Source organism: Shewanella maritima (genome assembly GCF_004295345.1).
GTDB lineage: Bacteria > Pseudomonadota > Gammaproteobacteria > Enterobacterales > Shewanellaceae > Shewanella > Shewanella maritima.
On sequence record NZ_CP036200.1, the window covers coordinates 3,769,094 to 3,784,794 of the forward strand.

The 15,701-nt window shown below is 44.3% G+C and carries 11 protein-coding genes; 7 read left to right on the forward strand and 4 right to left on the reverse strand.

Going from position 1 to position 15,701, the window contains the following annotated elements:
- Window positions 1–343: 343 nt before the first annotated feature.
- The 3 genes from EXU30_RS16050 to EXU30_RS16060 all read left to right on the forward strand — a co-directional run bounded on the left by EXU30_RS16050 (window position 344) and on the right by EXU30_RS16060 (window position 4,051).
- Window positions 344–2,815, forward strand: coding sequence for a 6-hydroxymethylpterin diphosphokinase MptE-like protein (locus tag EXU30_RS16050; protein WP_130601703.1), 2,472 nt, complete (start codon window positions 344–346; stop codon window positions 2,813–2,815).
- A gap of 129 nt (window positions 2,816–2,944) precedes the next feature.
- Window positions 2,945–3,424 (forward strand): DUF2947 domain-containing protein, encoded by a 480-nt coding sequence (locus tag EXU30_RS16055; protein ID WP_130601705.1) that lies wholly within the window; start codon window positions 2,945–2,947, stop codon window positions 3,422–3,424.
- Between the two features lie 60 nt (window positions 3,425–3,484).
- Window positions 3,485–4,051: a chalcone isomerase family protein gene (locus EXU30_RS16060; RefSeq protein ID WP_130601707.1), complete on the forward strand. Its 567-nt coding sequence runs from the start codon at window positions 3,485–3,487 to the stop codon at window positions 4,049–4,051.
- Between the two features lie 130 nt (window positions 4,052–4,181).
- Here EXU30_RS16060 and EXU30_RS16065 read toward each other — a convergent pair whose 3' ends face one another.
- From EXU30_RS16065 to EXU30_RS16075, 3 genes are all read right to left on the reverse strand, one after another.
- Entirely contained in the window at window positions 4,182–5,609 is a 1,428-nt protein-coding gene (locus EXU30_RS16065) for an RsmB/NOP family class I SAM-dependent RNA methyltransferase (protein WP_130601709.1), read from the reverse strand.
- Between the two features lie 162 nt (window positions 5,610–5,771).
- Entirely contained in the window at window positions 5,772–6,101 is a 330-nt protein-coding gene (locus EXU30_RS16070) for a hypothetical protein (RefSeq protein ID WP_130601711.1), read from the reverse strand.
- Window positions 6,102–6,344: 243 nt separating this feature from the next.
- A complete protein-coding gene (locus tag EXU30_RS16075; RefSeq protein WP_130601713.1) occupies window positions 6,345–7,016 on the reverse strand; it encodes a DUF2461 domain-containing protein in 672 nt (223 codons plus the stop codon).
- Window positions 7,017–7,275: 259 nt separating this feature from the next.
- Here EXU30_RS16075 and EXU30_RS16080 point away from each other — a divergent pair, with 259 nt between their 5' ends.
- From EXU30_RS16080 to EXU30_RS16090, 3 genes are all read left to right on the forward strand, one after another.
- Complete coding sequence (locus EXU30_RS16080) at window positions 7,276–7,704, forward strand: ATP-dependent zinc protease family protein (protein WP_130601715.1); 429 nt, start codon at window positions 7,276–7,278, stop codon at window positions 7,702–7,704.
- Window positions 7,705–7,707: 3 nt separating this feature from the next.
- Complete coding sequence (gene rimK / locus EXU30_RS16085; protein WP_130601717.1) at window positions 7,708–8,613, forward strand: 30S ribosomal protein S6--L-glutamate ligase; 906 nt, start codon at window positions 7,708–7,710, stop codon at window positions 8,611–8,613.
- Window positions 8,614–8,732: 119 nt separating this feature from the next.
- Window positions 8,733–10,313 carry a methyl-accepting chemotaxis protein gene (locus EXU30_RS16090; protein WP_130601719.1) on the forward strand — a complete coding sequence of 527 codons (1,581 nt, stop codon included), beginning with the start codon at window positions 8,733–8,735 and terminating at the stop codon, window positions 10,311–10,313.
- Window positions 10,314–10,401: 88 nt separating this feature from the next.
- Here EXU30_RS16090 and EXU30_RS16095 read toward each other — a convergent pair whose 3' ends face one another.
- Window positions 10,402–12,432 (reverse strand): methyl-accepting chemotaxis protein, encoded by a 2,031-nt coding sequence (locus tag EXU30_RS16095; protein ID WP_130601721.1) that lies wholly within the window; start codon window positions 12,430–12,432, stop codon window positions 10,402–10,404.
- Window positions 12,433–13,214: 782 nt separating this feature from the next.
- Here EXU30_RS16095 and malQ point away from each other — a divergent pair.
- Window positions 13,215–15,695: a 4-alpha-glucanotransferase gene (gene malQ / locus EXU30_RS16100; protein ID WP_130603553.1), complete on the forward strand. Its 2,481-nt coding sequence runs from the start codon at window positions 13,215–13,217 to the stop codon at window positions 15,693–15,695.
- Window positions 15,696–15,701 lie beyond the last annotated feature (6 nt).

Sequence of the window (15,701 nt, forward strand, 5' to 3'; positions counted from 1 at the left end):
CAAGTTTATTTTTAACGCATTCATTAACTTAGCACATTATTTCTATCATAGTATTAACCTAGGAATAGAGGAACCGTTTCATGAGCTAAGTGTGCAATTAATTGCATAATTGCTAACATATTAACTTTTATAGCTTTATTTATAGACAGTATAGACTTAGCAACCAAAAGCATGTGGATTGGCGTGTAACTTGCTTTTAATGACGAACAAATAGCTAAAAATTAACATTAACAGCAAGAAAACTGTCGTTTTCCCAATATGACATGGCTTGGTATATAAACTCATTGGACGAGACGACATAATTTTGACATTGAGTTTCGAACCAAGGTTAGGTAAGCAAAACATGCAATCATCGATATCTGAAATCACCAATGAATTTGCCATTAGTCAATATGATGAAGGCTACTTAACTAGTGTAAATCGTCGCACCTTCGAGAAGATTGACTCAGCCTCTTTGTATTCGGAGATGTTTGCAGGGGAATTTACCAAAACACACCAGCTGCATATTGTCGTGGGAATGGACTCTGGGCTATTAGTCAATTATTTACTAAACCAGACGCTTGCTGACGGTTCTAAGTATGTGTTTGTTGAGCTGCAAGATGTATTGGATTTACTCAACGTTGAAATCCCAGAGTCACACGCCAAAAAAGTACAAGTGCTCAGTCTTGCCCAGTTCGAGCAGCAAGTGAGTCAAGGTGCTTATAGCATTTTCATCACTAAGTCTAAATTTTCTGTTCATCGCTCAAGCGCTGTCAAAGGTAACCACTTGCAAAGTTATTCGCAGTTAAACGCTGCCGTAGAAAAGCTAGTGCAACATGAGTTTTTTGAGCAGACAACTCACTTTAATCAAAAGATGTTCGTTAAAACACAGTTGCGAAACCTGCCTGATAACCTGCAACCAGTATCGGTATTGAAAGACAAGTTTCGCGGCAAAACCTGTGTTGTGCTAGGTGGTGGTCCGTCACTAGACTTGCACCTTGATTGGCTACTGCAAAATAGAGATAACCTTATTGTTTTTGCCGTATCTCGACTAACGGGTAAGTTAAATAAGTTAGGTATTCAAGCTGATATTATCGTTTCTGTTGACCCGCAGCCTGAGAACTTTGATGTAAATAAAGATCTCATGCAGCTCACGCCCAATGCATTGCTTGTATATTCATATCACCTTGAAACTCGCATGGTAGGGCAGTGGTCAGGTGCAGCCTTGTATACCGGCAACCGTTTGCCCTGGAGCGAGCTAGATGCTGACAACACCTTATCAATGGGCCCGACAGTAACTAACTCTGCGGTTGAAGTTGCAGTGGATATGGGGTTTGAGCAAATTGTGTTGTTGGGCGTCGATTTTTGTCACTCCCAATCTGGGGCTACGCACACCAAGGGGACTTTTGGCTCAAGTTTAGGGCCGCAATTAGGGCAAATGTTTGAATGGGTAGAGACTTACTCTGGTGAGATGGCGGAAACGCCTATGCAGCTGGTTTCAGCTATCGCCGGGTTAGAAGAGTCTGTCGCCTCCTATTCAAACGTTAGGGTCGTCAATATTGCCAAAGATGCCGCTAAGGTTAAGGGCGTTGATTACCAAGCTCCAGAGTCAATTAAGATCGCGAGTATTGATCAAGGATTGAGGGATATCGTTAATCCAAAGCACTACAAACTTAGCTTTGAGCAGCGTCAACCCCTGCTCCAGGCGCTCAGTAATGAGCTGATTCAAACTAAAACTGACTTTAATAAGCTCATCCCACTGTTGGATGATGCCAGAAAGTTAACCGAAAAAATGCGTACGGCTTCAGAGCAGGATTTGGTTAAGCTTTTTGCCAAACTCGATAAAGTAGAAGATAAAATCAATAGTGGCTTCTCGACTCTTGGCTCTGTTTGTAAGTTCTACGGCTACTATGAGTTCAGTCAGTTTTTCTCAACCCAGCAAAATGATGAACGCAGTCAGCAAGATGTGATTGTCAGCTTAGTTAAGTACTACAAAGCTTTTGAAATTATTGCTAAAGACTTACTGGCTTTGGTTAAGGATTCACTCGAGCGGGTTAGCTTACGAATAGATGAAGGCGCACCCAATGTCGATGTTGAGCAGCTAGTGGAAAAGTGGCGCAAATTCGATTTAATTGGCCGCAGTACCATTTGGAAGCAAACTTTCTCTGAGCGCTATCAATCTTTACCTGCAGCGCAACAAGAATTAGTTGATGAGTGCGAGTTTGACTATCAAGCGCACTTTACTCAGCTAGCCAGTCCCAAAGCACCAGATAAAGCCCCATTTATTGACAATGCTTTTCATAAGTTGAACCTGCTTAATCAAAACCGTCATGAGTTAGGTGTAAGTAAGATGGTGCAGTATACCGAACCATACATAGACACTGGCGAAGACATTCGCAGGTTACACTTCCTTGCTAGCAGCTATTTGCAGGTTTTTCAGGGAAAAACACAACAAGCGTTAGAAGCTATCCTCAACATTCCAATTGAGCAAATGCAGGAGCTAGAGCTTAAACAAGCCATCAGTTTGTTGCTGCAATTCAATCGGCTCGATGATGCAGCAAAGTTACTGAATTTAGTTTGTGACTTTAGTGATGAGTATTTACCCAAGTATGCCAAAGTATTGCAGTTGTCGGGGCGCTATCAAGAAGCGCTTAATGCCTATGTGTCTTATTTAGAGAAATCACCCAATAGCATTTCGGTGCAATTAGAGTTGAGTCATTTTTTATATCAATTGGGTGAAGTTAACTATGCACTTGAATACGTTGAGCAGGTGCTCAAGCTAGAGCCTGAAAATGCAACAGCGTTAGAGTACAAAAAGGTAATGCTGCAAGCGTAAGTTTTAGCCTATTAGCTGAAGATATTAATAAATCGCAAAACACTGGTCTGAATAGTTTCTTGTTGGGCCTTAATGGCGTTACAATTAGCGCCAATTTCAACGTGCCATAAACCCGATACAGGAGTTGTTTTGAACCTGAGTTACCTTTCGCTTGATCAATATAAACGTAAGTGGATTTTTAGCCATAAAGATCTGCCTGTGACCGATGACGACAAGCAAGCCATTAAGCCTTTATCTGATAAAAGCGCGATGGAAGTGTGGAACAAGTGGATCAGCAACAAAAGTAGCCGTGCAGAGCAGTTTACTAAAGGTGACTGGCCCGCAAAGGATTCGGCATGGAAGATAACAGAGCATTGGCAAGCTGCTTGGGACAGTGAAGACAATGCAATGCCAGAGGTGGTTTCGCAGCACATAGATTGGGCTGGCGACACTCAGGTATTCTTCTGTTATGAGAAGTATCAAATTATTGAAACACGTTGGGATGTATTTGTAAGAAACTGGAAGTGTTTCTTATTTTTCGATGATGGCCCACTATTGATTGCACCAGGGCAAAAACAAGCGATGATGTTTGAACAATCTGGGCAATTTAAACTAGGAGTACGTGGGTGATCATCTAGCGAGCTTGGCTTGCTAAGTTCGCTGATTCAACAAGATCTCAAAGAGTTTATAATGAAAAAATCGCTAATTCTTACCTCATTAGCCCTTACCGCTTTATCTTTTAGTTCAGTTATCCAAGCCAAAGAAGTCGCTGGTGTTGAAGTTGCAGAAAAACTTGACGTTACTCACGCTCAGCTACAGTTAAATGGCGCTGGCGTACGCAGTAAGTTTTTTATGGACTTATATGTAGGTAGCCTCTACTTACCTGCGCCGCAAACTGAGTTAGATGCCGTACTTGCTCAGCCTCATTCGGTGGTGCGTTTAAACATCACTTCAGGGATGATCACCTCTGAAAAGATGCAGGATGCGATTAATGAAGGCTTTGAGCTTGCAACTAAAGATGATGTTGCCAGCATTCAGACTGAAGTCGACACTTTTATGACCTTTCTAAGTCATGAAATCGTTGAAGGCGACCAGTTTACCTTTGTCACTCAAAAAGATATGGGTGTGACCACGTTTAAGAATGGTCAGCAGTTAGGTGTAATTGAAGGTGAAGCCTTTAGACAAGCTCTGCTCAAAATCTGGTTAGGCGATAAGCCTGCGCAAAAGAGCTTGCGTAAGAAAATGCTTAATAAATAGCCTTTACCTTCTCAAAATAGCAAAAGTACTTGGTTAAAAATAACAAAAGCGCCCACGGGCGCTTTTTTATTTTCAACTTTAAACTACCTACGCCAAAAGGCAGTGTCAGTAGTAGGCGAGCTTATAAATGCTAGCTTTTCCTGATAAATACAGCTGCAAACATGCCGTCACTGTTAGCTTGCTCAGGCATCACGGTAAGCATTTGAGTTTGCTCATCAGTGAAAGGGTGACGCAGCGTTTGTAGCTCAAAGTGAGTGTTGGCCTTAGCAAAGGCTTCCACAACGCCTTGGTTTTCCGCTATGGCGAGTGAGCAAGTTGCGTAAACCAATTTTCCGCCCACTTTTACCGCCTCAGCGCTGCGCGTGAGAATATCGAGTTGTAGCTCTGGTTTGTTGTTAATTGCAGACTCGTCATCAATCCAGCGCATGTCTGGGTTACGACGCCAGGTACCAGTGCAGCTACAAGGCGCATCTACGAGTACACCATCAAAACTAATTGCATCCACAGGCAATGATTCATCCTGCCAAGGCGCCGTTGTGATGCCGCTAAAACCTGCGCGCTTGGCGCGTTTTTGCAGCTCTTGCAGCGGCTTTTTACGAATATCTGAACTAACAATACTGCCGCTAGAGTGAGCATTTTGCATAAGCATTTGCGAGCGTAGTTGCAGCGTTTTACCGCCTGCGCCGCTGCAGGTATCCCACCAGTGTTCATCGTCTTTAACTGCACAAACATAGCCAATCACTTGCGAGCCTAAATCCTGGATCTCTAAGCGTCCTTGTTTAAAGGCGTTTAGTGCAGGCAAGTTGATATTTTTATGCCCCAGATTTATCGCGTCATTAATGTTTTCACTCAATTGGGCATCAATCTGCTCTTTGACTAACTCTGTTACTAATGTCTGTGCTGACACATTTTGCGCACGGCCCCAAATTGGTGGTCTTGAGCTGAGCGCCGCAGCTAATGAGAGTTGTTGCTGAGTCACCTCCGAGTTAAGAGCCGAGTCGGCATTTGCATCAGAACTAGCATCAGCTTGTTTGTTGGCAAAGCAATGTTGCCAAAACCATGTTGGTGCTAGATCGCTTGCATTGATATTAATGCCTACTGCTTGGTTTACATACGCGGTTAACTGCTTGAGTTCATCTACGCTAACAAAGTCACCTAGCGTTGGCGCGTCAAGTTGCCAATTGATGTCTAATGATGATAGCTGCTGCCAGGTGCTAGCTGCTCCAGCAAATTGTTTTGCTTCAATCTTGCTGGCAAGTGCAATCATGGCTAACCAGTTAGATGCCTGTTGATAGTCACCCAGCTGCTTTAACCAACCCCACCATCTAAATGTGGCAAATAGAGTTTCGCGGATAACTTTACGATCTTTTGAGCCATGCTTTTTATGCTCGCGAAAATAGTCGGCAACAATTCGGTCTGCTGGCTGTTTATCCGTCATTACCTTATCAAACAGCATATGAATGGTATTGGCATAGCTTAAGGCTCTGCGCTGCGAAGGCTCGTCAATATTTAGCTCGCTGATAGCTAACGGCATTGAATGATTAGGGGCGATGATCATGGTGAGTTACTGGCAGGTCAAAAGTCAGCTGGGGATTTTACCATGAGGCTTTTTTGATTGGCACAGTTTGTAAATAAAAAAAGCCGAGCGTGTAAGCTCGGCAAAGGGTTGGAAGACCTATCGGTTAAATAGGTAGGGTGGAATAGGATGAATTAGTGTTAGCTAGTCTGCCTGGTGCTCAAAGGTTCTGCCTTGTGGTTGAGCGTGCGCAGAGCCTCGCGGTGTGCGTTGCAAGTTTGGGTCATCATATACAAACCCTTGTTGCTGGCGCTCGGCATGTCTTGCAGCCTTTTTAATTAATGAGCGTCCAAAAAAGTGGGCGCTTATTAAAGTAATAGCGATAAAAATAATCAGAAAAGGCAGCAGCGCAATAGTGGCAACTGATACCGCTAGCATGACTAACAATGCGATGATTGGATGCAAACCTTGCATAAGGTTAGCAGGCTTAAATCCATTAAACTGAAACGACTGAAATTGTTGCTTAAAACTCATAAATTGGCCTCAATACTTGATGTGCCAAGGAGGAATCTGCCGGACTTAAAGTGGTCAATTACTCACTTTGTGCAAGGGCAGAAGACTCGATGCCAATCAAGAATAATCTTGTTAGTGACATAAAATGTCATCAGTGATTGCAGTGTGCAATATTTCAGCGTGGCAATCACGTTAATCCTCGTTAATGTTTTGCAAGACAGCAATTGTTGAGCTTTGTTGAATCGGTTTTTTTTCGTGTTTCTGTCAGAAGTCTAAGTCGAGGGCAAAACAAAGGTACGCCATTAACGCTTTAGTGTGCTGATACTCTGCCTCACAAACGTCGACAAAGTCTTTACTGCACACTTGCTCAACTGAAATTGGCTTAACCGCAATAAAATCTTTGCGTTTTAACTCGTCAATGAGTGGATGCTGTTTGTCATAACCTTTTGGCGGGCGAATTAGGCTATCGCCAGTGAGTTCGAACCCAGCATCTACAACTTGCTCAATGGCTTTTTTATATCCGTTTGGGTTTTCATCGATACACTCACGAATAGCGTTGAGCGCTTTAGATTCTGGATGCCAAATGCCGGCAGCGATAAAACAGCCATCATTTGCTAGGTGCAGGTACAGCCCAGGTGCATGTACATCTTTGGCTTGAAAATGCCTAAACTGAATGCCAACGTTAAGTTTGTATGGTGTTTTATCTTTGCTAAAGCGACTATCACGCTGCGGGCGCATCATGCTACCACCTACCTTTTTCGGCACAGCAGTGAGCCTAGGTGACATGCCAAGTACCACAGGTGTCATCACTTCAATAAACTCTAGCGCTGGCGTGCGAACTTTGTCTTCGTAATCTTGCTGATTTTGTTTAAACCAATCGCGGTCATTGTTCGCCGCTAATTGCTGTAAAAATGCAAAAGTGTGATCGCTAAACATACATGTTCCATATAAGTACCGAAGATAGAGTTACAGGTTTGTCGTTTCGCTAAGCTATGTCAAATATCATATGTAAGCTTGTGTGCTCAAATAGCGGCTGCTGTCGCGAGCACTTTTTGTGGTTAGCGGAGCGGTTTTGACGTGCGCGAAGAGCAAGTTAGTTTACTGATTAAAGTGCGTTAACTTAATACAATCGCTAAGATGTATGATGACATTGGCAATATAAACTAGCTTATAAACAAGAGTTAAAGGTCAAGTAATGGCAGCAGACTTACAAATAATCGGTTGGTGTGAATGGGCGAGATTCCCGCATATCAACAATGAGCGAGTCAATATGAAAGTCGATAGCGGCGCACGCACCTCAAGCTTGCACGCGGTTGATGTGACGCCGTTTACTAAACAAGGTGAGCCGTGGATAAGAGTCGTGTTTCAACCTGAGCAAGGCTCTGATAGAGAGGTGACGCAAGAGTTCGCCGTATTTGATAAACGCAAGGTGAAAAGCTCTGGTGGTCATGTAACAGATCGCTATGTGATAAAAACCCCTGTGATTATTGGTTCGCAAGAGTTTGATATTGAACTCACCTTGACCTCTCGTGAGAACATGAAATTTCGTATGTTACTTGGCCGCAGAGCTCTGGCTGGGCGTTATTTGGTCGATGCTCAATCATCATATGTTTTAGGAGAATAACAAATGCAAATCGCCATTATGTCGCGTAATGCTAACTTGTATTCCACTCGTCGCCTACAAGAGGCTGCAATTGCTCGTGGGCATGAGGTTCGAGTGATTGATGCTCTTGCCTGCTACATGAATATTAATATGCGGGCATCGAGCATTCACATGCGCGGAGAGGAATTACCTAAGTTTGATGCAGTCATTCCTCGTATTGGTGCCTCGGTGACTTTCTATGGTACTGCAGTGCTAAGACAGTTTGAGATGATGGGTACTTATTCGCTTAATGAGTCTGTAGCCATTTCTCGCTCTCGCGATAAGCTGCGTTCTTTGCAATTGCTTTCTCGTAAAAACATTGGCTTGCCAGTAACAGGGTTTGCGAATAAGCCTACCGACGTCCCCGATCTACTCGACATGATTGGTGGTGCTCCCTGCGTGATTAAGTTACTTGAAGGCACTCAAGGTATTGGCGTGGTGCTGGCCGAAACCCGCAAGGCCGCTGAATCAGTAATCGAAGCCTTTATGGGGCTCAAAGCCAACATTATGGTGCAAGAGTATATTGAAGAGGCTGGCGGCGCTGATATTCGCTGCTTTGTGATTGGCGATAAAGTCATTGCAGCCATGAAGCGCCAAGCTTTAGCAGGTGAGTTTCGCTCTAATTTGCATCGCGGCGGCACGGCAACCTTAGTTAAGCTAACACCAGAAGAGCGTTTAACTGCAGTTAGAGCGGCTAAAACCATGGGCTTGAACGTAGCGGGCGTGGATTTACTACGCTCTAAGCATGGTCCCTTGGTCATGGAGGTGAACTCCTCTCCTGGGCTAGAAGGGATTGAAAAGGCGACCAATATAGATGTTGCTGACAAGATAGTTCAGTTTTTAGAAAAGAGCGCTGAGAAAAAGTCTACCCGAACCAAGGGCATGGGCTAACGTTGGCATATTTATTTACACTTTATAATTCAGATTAATCTAATGAACTAGTTTGACAATTTCTCATTGTTTTCCACACTTACTGTGTACAGAAGGAAAAAGAACGACAGGGAGTCGCAATGAGAAATAACCTACCTATCACTCAAAAACTATATCCAATACCAAGCCACATGCGCTTAATTTCAGGAACTAATCGCAAAGGGCATATCACATACTGTAATGATGACTTTGTTGAAGTAAGCGGATTTACGCGTGAAGAGTTAATTGGTCAGCCACATAATATTGTTCGTCATCCAGATATGCCGCCAGCTATTTTTAGAGACATGTGGTCTTACATATCAAAAGGTAAGGTGTGGATGGGGTTGGTGAAAAATCGACGTAAAGATGGCGATCACTATTGGGTTAGTGCCTTCGTTACACCGGTATTTGAAAATGAGAAAGTCGTAGGGTACGAGTCGGTGCGTGTCAGCGCACTACCAGAAGAAGTTAATCGCGCAGAGCAGGCGTACAAGCGAATTCGTAATGGGCTAAAGCCGCGTAGCGAAGTGGCTGTGCGCTCCAATCAACTTATCAGGTTGTTACCGGTTTGGCTGCCTACCTTGGTGGTAGCTAGCATGATGGTGCCGTTTTGGGGCGTGAGCGCAGGCGCCTTGTGCGCCTTGGCTGCCGTGGCGTCAAGTAGTTGGATGGGCTACAAACAATATCAAGATTGGATGGATGTAATCCGCTTAAGTCCAAATTCATTTTCTAATCAAACTGTTGCAGAAACGTATTTTTCCGACTTTGGTGTAAAGGCTAGAGCGAAACTTGCCCTAGGTAGCGAGGTTGCTCGCTCACGCACCGCAATGACACGTATTGAAGACTCTGCCACGTCACTCGATGGCATCGTTGAGCAAACTCACCAGGAAGCTGAATCCACAGCTGATGCGATTGATATACAGAGCGCATCAACTCAACATATTGCAGCGGCGATTACTCAGATGTCCAAAGCTATTCAGGATGTGTCTAGCAATGTCGAAAACTCTGCGCTAAGCGCACAAACAGCACTGGAAAATGTCAATGCGGGTGGCGTACAAGCCAGTCAAGCTAAAGAGTCGATTGATGAACTTAATCGCTCAGTTGCAGAAATCGCGCAAACCGTGCGTGATTTGGCTGAGTCAACCAATGAGATAGGTCAAGCGGCAAGCCTTATTTCCAACATTGCCGACCAAACTAACTTGCTTGCACTCAATGCTGCAATTGAAGCGGCAAGGGCCGGCGAGCAAGGCCGCGGCTTTAGCGTGGTTGCTGATGAGGTTCGGGCATTAGCATCAAAAACTCGTGAGTCAACAGACCGGATCCATTCGATTGTGTCAGTGCTCACTCTGCGTGCAAGTAATGCTGTTGAGGTATCTGAGCGCGGTGAGCTTGCAGCAACCCAGGGCGTAGATATTGTTGATAAAACTCGCCAGTCGCTGGACTCTATCTGTTCGTCCGTCGAGCAAATTACTCGGCTTACCATGGAAATGTCGGCGGCGGTTGAAGAGCAAAGCTGCGTTGCTGATAACATAAATCAGCAGATTATTGAGATTGCTGATTCTGCAAAAGTGACCAAAGACTCGTCAGTTAAATCGCTGCAGAATTCTAATCAGCTTAATGACTCTGTGTTAACGGTGAGGTCAATTATTCGCCGTTTTGCGGTAGGTACTTTAGGTGAATAAACCTGTGCGCTAGGTGAGTCAATTATCATCTAAAACACGCATGATTGTTAATCAATTGTGTGTGTTTTATTGCATTTGACTACTGGCGCTATAATTTAAAGCGCTCAACTGAAGTGGTCAGTGATTTTGCTAACTCATTTAGTTCTAAACTCTGACTTGCCATCGATTGTGACGCCTCTGCGTTATTTTCTGTAGTGGTGCTACTTTCGTTCATGGTGTGCTCAATTTGATTACTAAAATCAAGTTGCGTTTCAGCGGCTAGGGCAATTTCACTACTCATGCTGTTGATGGTTTGTAAGGCATTTTCAATATGCTCTACAGCATCATTAAGCGACTGACTTTGCGATACACATTCAGTTGCTTGTTGCTGACCAGATTCAATGGTGTCGGCTGCAAGCTCGGTTTCTTTTTGTAGCGCAGTGATCATAGTTTGGATTTCCGCCGTTGATGCCTGGGTGCGAGAGGCAAGCCCGCGCACCTCATCTGCAACCACAGCAAAGCCTCTTCCATGCTCACCCGCCCGAGCTGCTTCAATGGCTGCGTTCAACGCGAGTAGATTGGTTTGCTCAGCGATACTGCTAATGGTAACCAGAATGCCGCCAATATCATTACTGTGCTGACTCAGGTTTGCCATGATAGTGACCGAGTCTTGAAGCTTGCTTGAAAGCTGCTCAATACGCTGCTTGTTACTCACGGCAATACCTTTTACCTGAGCGCCTTGCTCAGATGCGAGATGAATTTGCTCGCTGGCATCCCCTGCTTGTTGGTTAACCTGATCTGAGCTGCGATGAATTTCTTCTGCTAATTGTTTCGCGGTGGCGATTTTATCGATTTGTGCGGTTGCGGCTTCAGCTAACGCTTGACCTTGCTGACGAGAGTCATTTGCTGCATCGTCAAGTAGATGAGCATCACGGTCGATTTGTTTTAGTAACAGAGTTAAGTCATCTGCAAGTTTATTGATGTTATCCATTAGCTCGCCAAATTCATCATTATTACGCTTTTTAATGCGTCTTGATAAATCACCACTGGCTATCCGTGACAGTGCCTTGTTAACTGCAGCCAGTGGCCCAAGCATAGCTTTGGAGGTGAAAAAGTAGATGAGAGAAGCTAGGACAATAAAGCCTACAGCCATCACTATTGCCAAGCTCTTAGATGTGTCGATAACGTCACTAGCATCAGATTGTAGCTCTGAGAAATGCCCCTTAGCCAGGGTAACCAATTGTTCTAGCTGACCATTCACCTGCTCAAAAGTTTGGTTAGCCGCTTGATAATTACGCTCGGCGAGACTCAGCTGATTGATGACTTCAGTTTGAGCTTGATACAACCTGCCTTGCTCATCGACCATGCTCAAGATAACGGCTAAGTTAGTGTCATATTGTTTTAGTAACTCATCGATGGCTAAAGGCGAGGCTTGCTGGTGCAGATATTGCGAGTAGGTTTTAAGGTTACCTAATAACACAGCGACATCTTGCTGGTGGCTATCTAATGTGGTTTTGTCAGTGAGCCTAGACAACTCATTGATAGTATTACCTAAAGTAAATAGCATGTCATCAATACGAATACCTGTACCAATGACTTCATCGAGCAGCGCGATATCTTCAGGGGCAACTTCCATGATCTCTAAATCAATCATGTTGTTACTGGCATTGTTTTTGGCATTAACAAAGTTTGTTGCGAGTTGCTCAAACTTATCGCGCCCATTGGCGGTTGCAAGTTTGGCAGCGAACATGGCATTAAGTTGCTGTTGATACTGACTGTATTGCTCACTAGCGCTAGCAAGAGCTTGTCGCATTTTAGCTTGGCTGTTCACCTTGTTGGCTAAAGCATCAATATTGCTGCGGTATTGGGTTGCCAATAGCTCAAATTGACTTTGACTATTGCTGATATCTTTTGCTGCTTGTTGCGAGAACGCTAAACTGCTCGTTTTAGCAATGTGTAGTAAGGTGTTTTGTAGATCGTTTGACTGATTTTGTACTGGTACCGCTACCAGCTCAATTTTGTTGTTTGCGGTCTGAATTTGATTAAGAGAACGGTAAAAAAAGCTACTTCCCGCCAGTAATAAAATGCCAATTGCAGCAAAGCCCAAAGCTATTTTTTGCTTGATAGTCAGAGTAAACATAGTCTTGTCGCCGAGTTATGCGCAACCTCGTTCAATGATGCAAAAAATCAATCTTCAGGCGTCGTTTATGGATGTTTGAATTGTTAATCCGTTAACGAGCCTGAGAGGTATAAGGCACATCAACACTTACGTTGAAATTGTCTTGTCGCAATCATGAGAGGCTTAAATTTAATTGTTGTTATATTGTTGCTACATTATTAAATTTAGGCGATTTTTTCTGTTTAAGCAATGCGCGATTTGGAGTAGAACGCGGGAATGTTTTGAAAAATTTACTTCTAATGGCGCCTATATGTTTGCTATTTGTCGAAAGTTACTCACTCAAGAAGTACGAAAAGCAATGCCAGTCTTATTGACTCACTAACAACATGTGTTTGAATTCGTTCCATCAGCCAACCCATCATCGCCATTGAACAAAATGCTTTTGTACGTTTTTTGTGCGCCCTGAAAATCATTATGCCCAGCTTTAGTGCGAAATTTTAATATAGTTAATTCGTAGCTGTGTTTAAAACTCATACCTTTAAGTCATGCTATTGCCTGAAGCACCTATATTAGCGTTGTTTTAAATTTAACCAGTTTGTCATTTTTTTATCTTATATCTGTTATCTGACCTTGGCATGTTAACTGCAACTTCCTCGATATGTACCGCAATGTCTAAGTTGAAGTTTATTAATTTCGGCGGCTTAAGCTGGCAGGTCTACTTTGGTTTAAATCCAATTGGGGTTTAGAGATAAATTAGCGCTTGCTGAATTAAGCCTTAGGTTGTCTTTCACATGGAGACAAATATGGGGCTGGATAAGTTACTGTATTTGCAGGGTGTTGGGGCTGAGTTTGTTGATTGTTTTGGTCAGCACATTCGTATCCCTATGCAAGACAGGGTAGGGATACTCAAAGCTATGCTCTCTAATGAGCGTAGCAGTGTGGATGATGCAGAAGAGTGCAAATCGCAATTTGAGTCGCATATAGTCGAGGCGCGAAACCATCAGCTTGATGTCGAGCCATGGTTTGAGCAGCTGCCCAAGTTTCAATTTTCCCACCTAGACAAGCCCTCGTTGCACATGCACCTGATAGAGCAAGACTGTCAGGTACAAATAAAGGTGCATTTAGAAAGTGGAAGTGATTTTACTTTTATCTATCAAACTCACGCCGAGGATATTATTGGTGAATATCATTATCAAGGCCGACGCTATTGTCGTTACCAAGTCGATGTTAATGCATATATCCCAGAGACCATTGCGCTATCGAGTGGCTACCATCAATTAACTGCTCGGGTTATCGAGCACGACTTGTTTGACCAAGGCTCCAACAATCAAGCGCCAAATCACCAAGATGTAGATGGCTTAGATGCAGGTCATTTGGGTTGCACTGGTCAATGGGTGTTAGCACCACGCTATTGCTATCAAGCGCCAGTGAACGATAGAGCGAAGCTTTGGGGTGTGAGTATTCAGCTGTACTCATTGCGCAGCGAGCAATCGGGTTATGGTATCGGAGACTTTGGCGCGCTTAGGCAGTTAATTGACTATTGCGCTGACATCGGTGCGAGTTTTATCACTTTAAACCCGCTTCACGCCTTGGATATTGCCCACCCTGAGCATCCTAGCCCATACAGCCCGACTGACAGGCGCCGCTTAAACCCGCTTTATATCGATATTGCTGCTGTTCCTGAATATTCACAGGTTAAATCTGAGGTTTTCCAAGGTGTCGACAATGCGCAAGTTGGCAGTGTAAATCTTACCTTAGCTCTTGGTGAAACGATTGATTATATCCAGGTGTTTAAGCGTAAATATCAGCAATTACTGGCACTATATCAGCAGTTTGCCAGCAACTTACATGACGAAAGTTTTCAGCGAGGGCAGGCGTTTAAGCATTTTAAGCAACAACAAGGTGAGGCGTTAATACAGTTTTGCTTGAATGAGGTACAACAAGCGCCTAAGTGGATGAACCCGACTGCTGATTTTTTTGCTTACCTGCAGTTTGTGGCAAATGAGCAATTGGCTTTGTGTCAGCAGCGTTGCCGTGAGCGTGGTATGGCAATTGGTTTAGTAGGTGACCTGGCTGTTGGCGCTGTGGTGCATGGCTGTGAGGTACAAAGCGAGCAGGCAAGCTTTTGCGTTAATGCCAGTATTGGTGCGCCGCCAGACCCGTTTTCTGCCAGCGGGCAAAATTGGGGCTTAGTGCCGTTTGACCCAGTAAAAATGCGTCAGCAAAAGTTTGCTCATTTTATCGCATTAGTACGCAGCAACATGCGGTTATATGGCGCACTGCGAATCGACCATGTAATGGGGTTACTAAGGTTATGGTGGTGGCCGTTAACCAAGCAGCATGGTCATGGTCATGGCGCTTATGTGTTTTATCCGGTTGAAACCTTAGTGGCAATTATCTGTTTGGAAAGCCAGCGCGCCAATTGCCTGGTTATTGGTGAAGACTTAGGCACAGTGCCGCCAGCAATTATTGACGCTATGGCGCGCAGTCACATGTATTCCAATGAGCTGTTTTATTTCAGTGAGCACAGTGAAGGTTTTGTGCCACCAGCTCAGCAAAAACGCCGCAGCTTGATGATGCTGGCAAATCACGATGTCGCACCACTCAAAATGTGGTGGCAAAAGCAAGATTTGAATTTACGCCAACAGTTGCACCTGTTTGAAACTCAAGCCGCTGAAACTCAAGCCTATGCGCAAAGGTCAACGCAGCAATGGCAGTTGCTTCAATGGCTAGCAAACTATGGCCAGGAGTTTATCCACAAAGCGCTCGTCGGCAAGTCTGCGGCTAGCGTCTCAGAGTTAGATGCGAGGCAGTTGCGCCAAGTATTGGAATTTGTCGCCGATTTAAAACAATGGCTACACGGTGACAACAGCTTGAGCAATGTGAGTGGCAATGATTGTAGCAGTAGCGAGGACGCTCATTTTAGATTTCACCCGGAATTCTTTGAGCTAAACACAGACACCCTTATTTGCGCTTGGATTGCAACGGCGGCAAGTGGCAGCGCGAACCTGTTTAGCGTGCAACTTGCCGATCTGCTTGACGATAGCCAATGCGTCAATATTCCTGGCACTTGGAAGCAATACTCTAATTGGCAGCAACGCTTGCCTTACACCGTTAGCCAAATTCGCCAGCTTGCTAAGGTGCGACAGCGCACATCTTTAATCAGCCTTGCTCGAGCCATGAGCACCAGCATTGAAGCCTGTTCGCCCATTGCTAGCGGCGCAATTCCTGAACCAGGTGCTGATGAACGTGAAGCTGCACCCCAAATTAACAATTCACTTTGATATGGA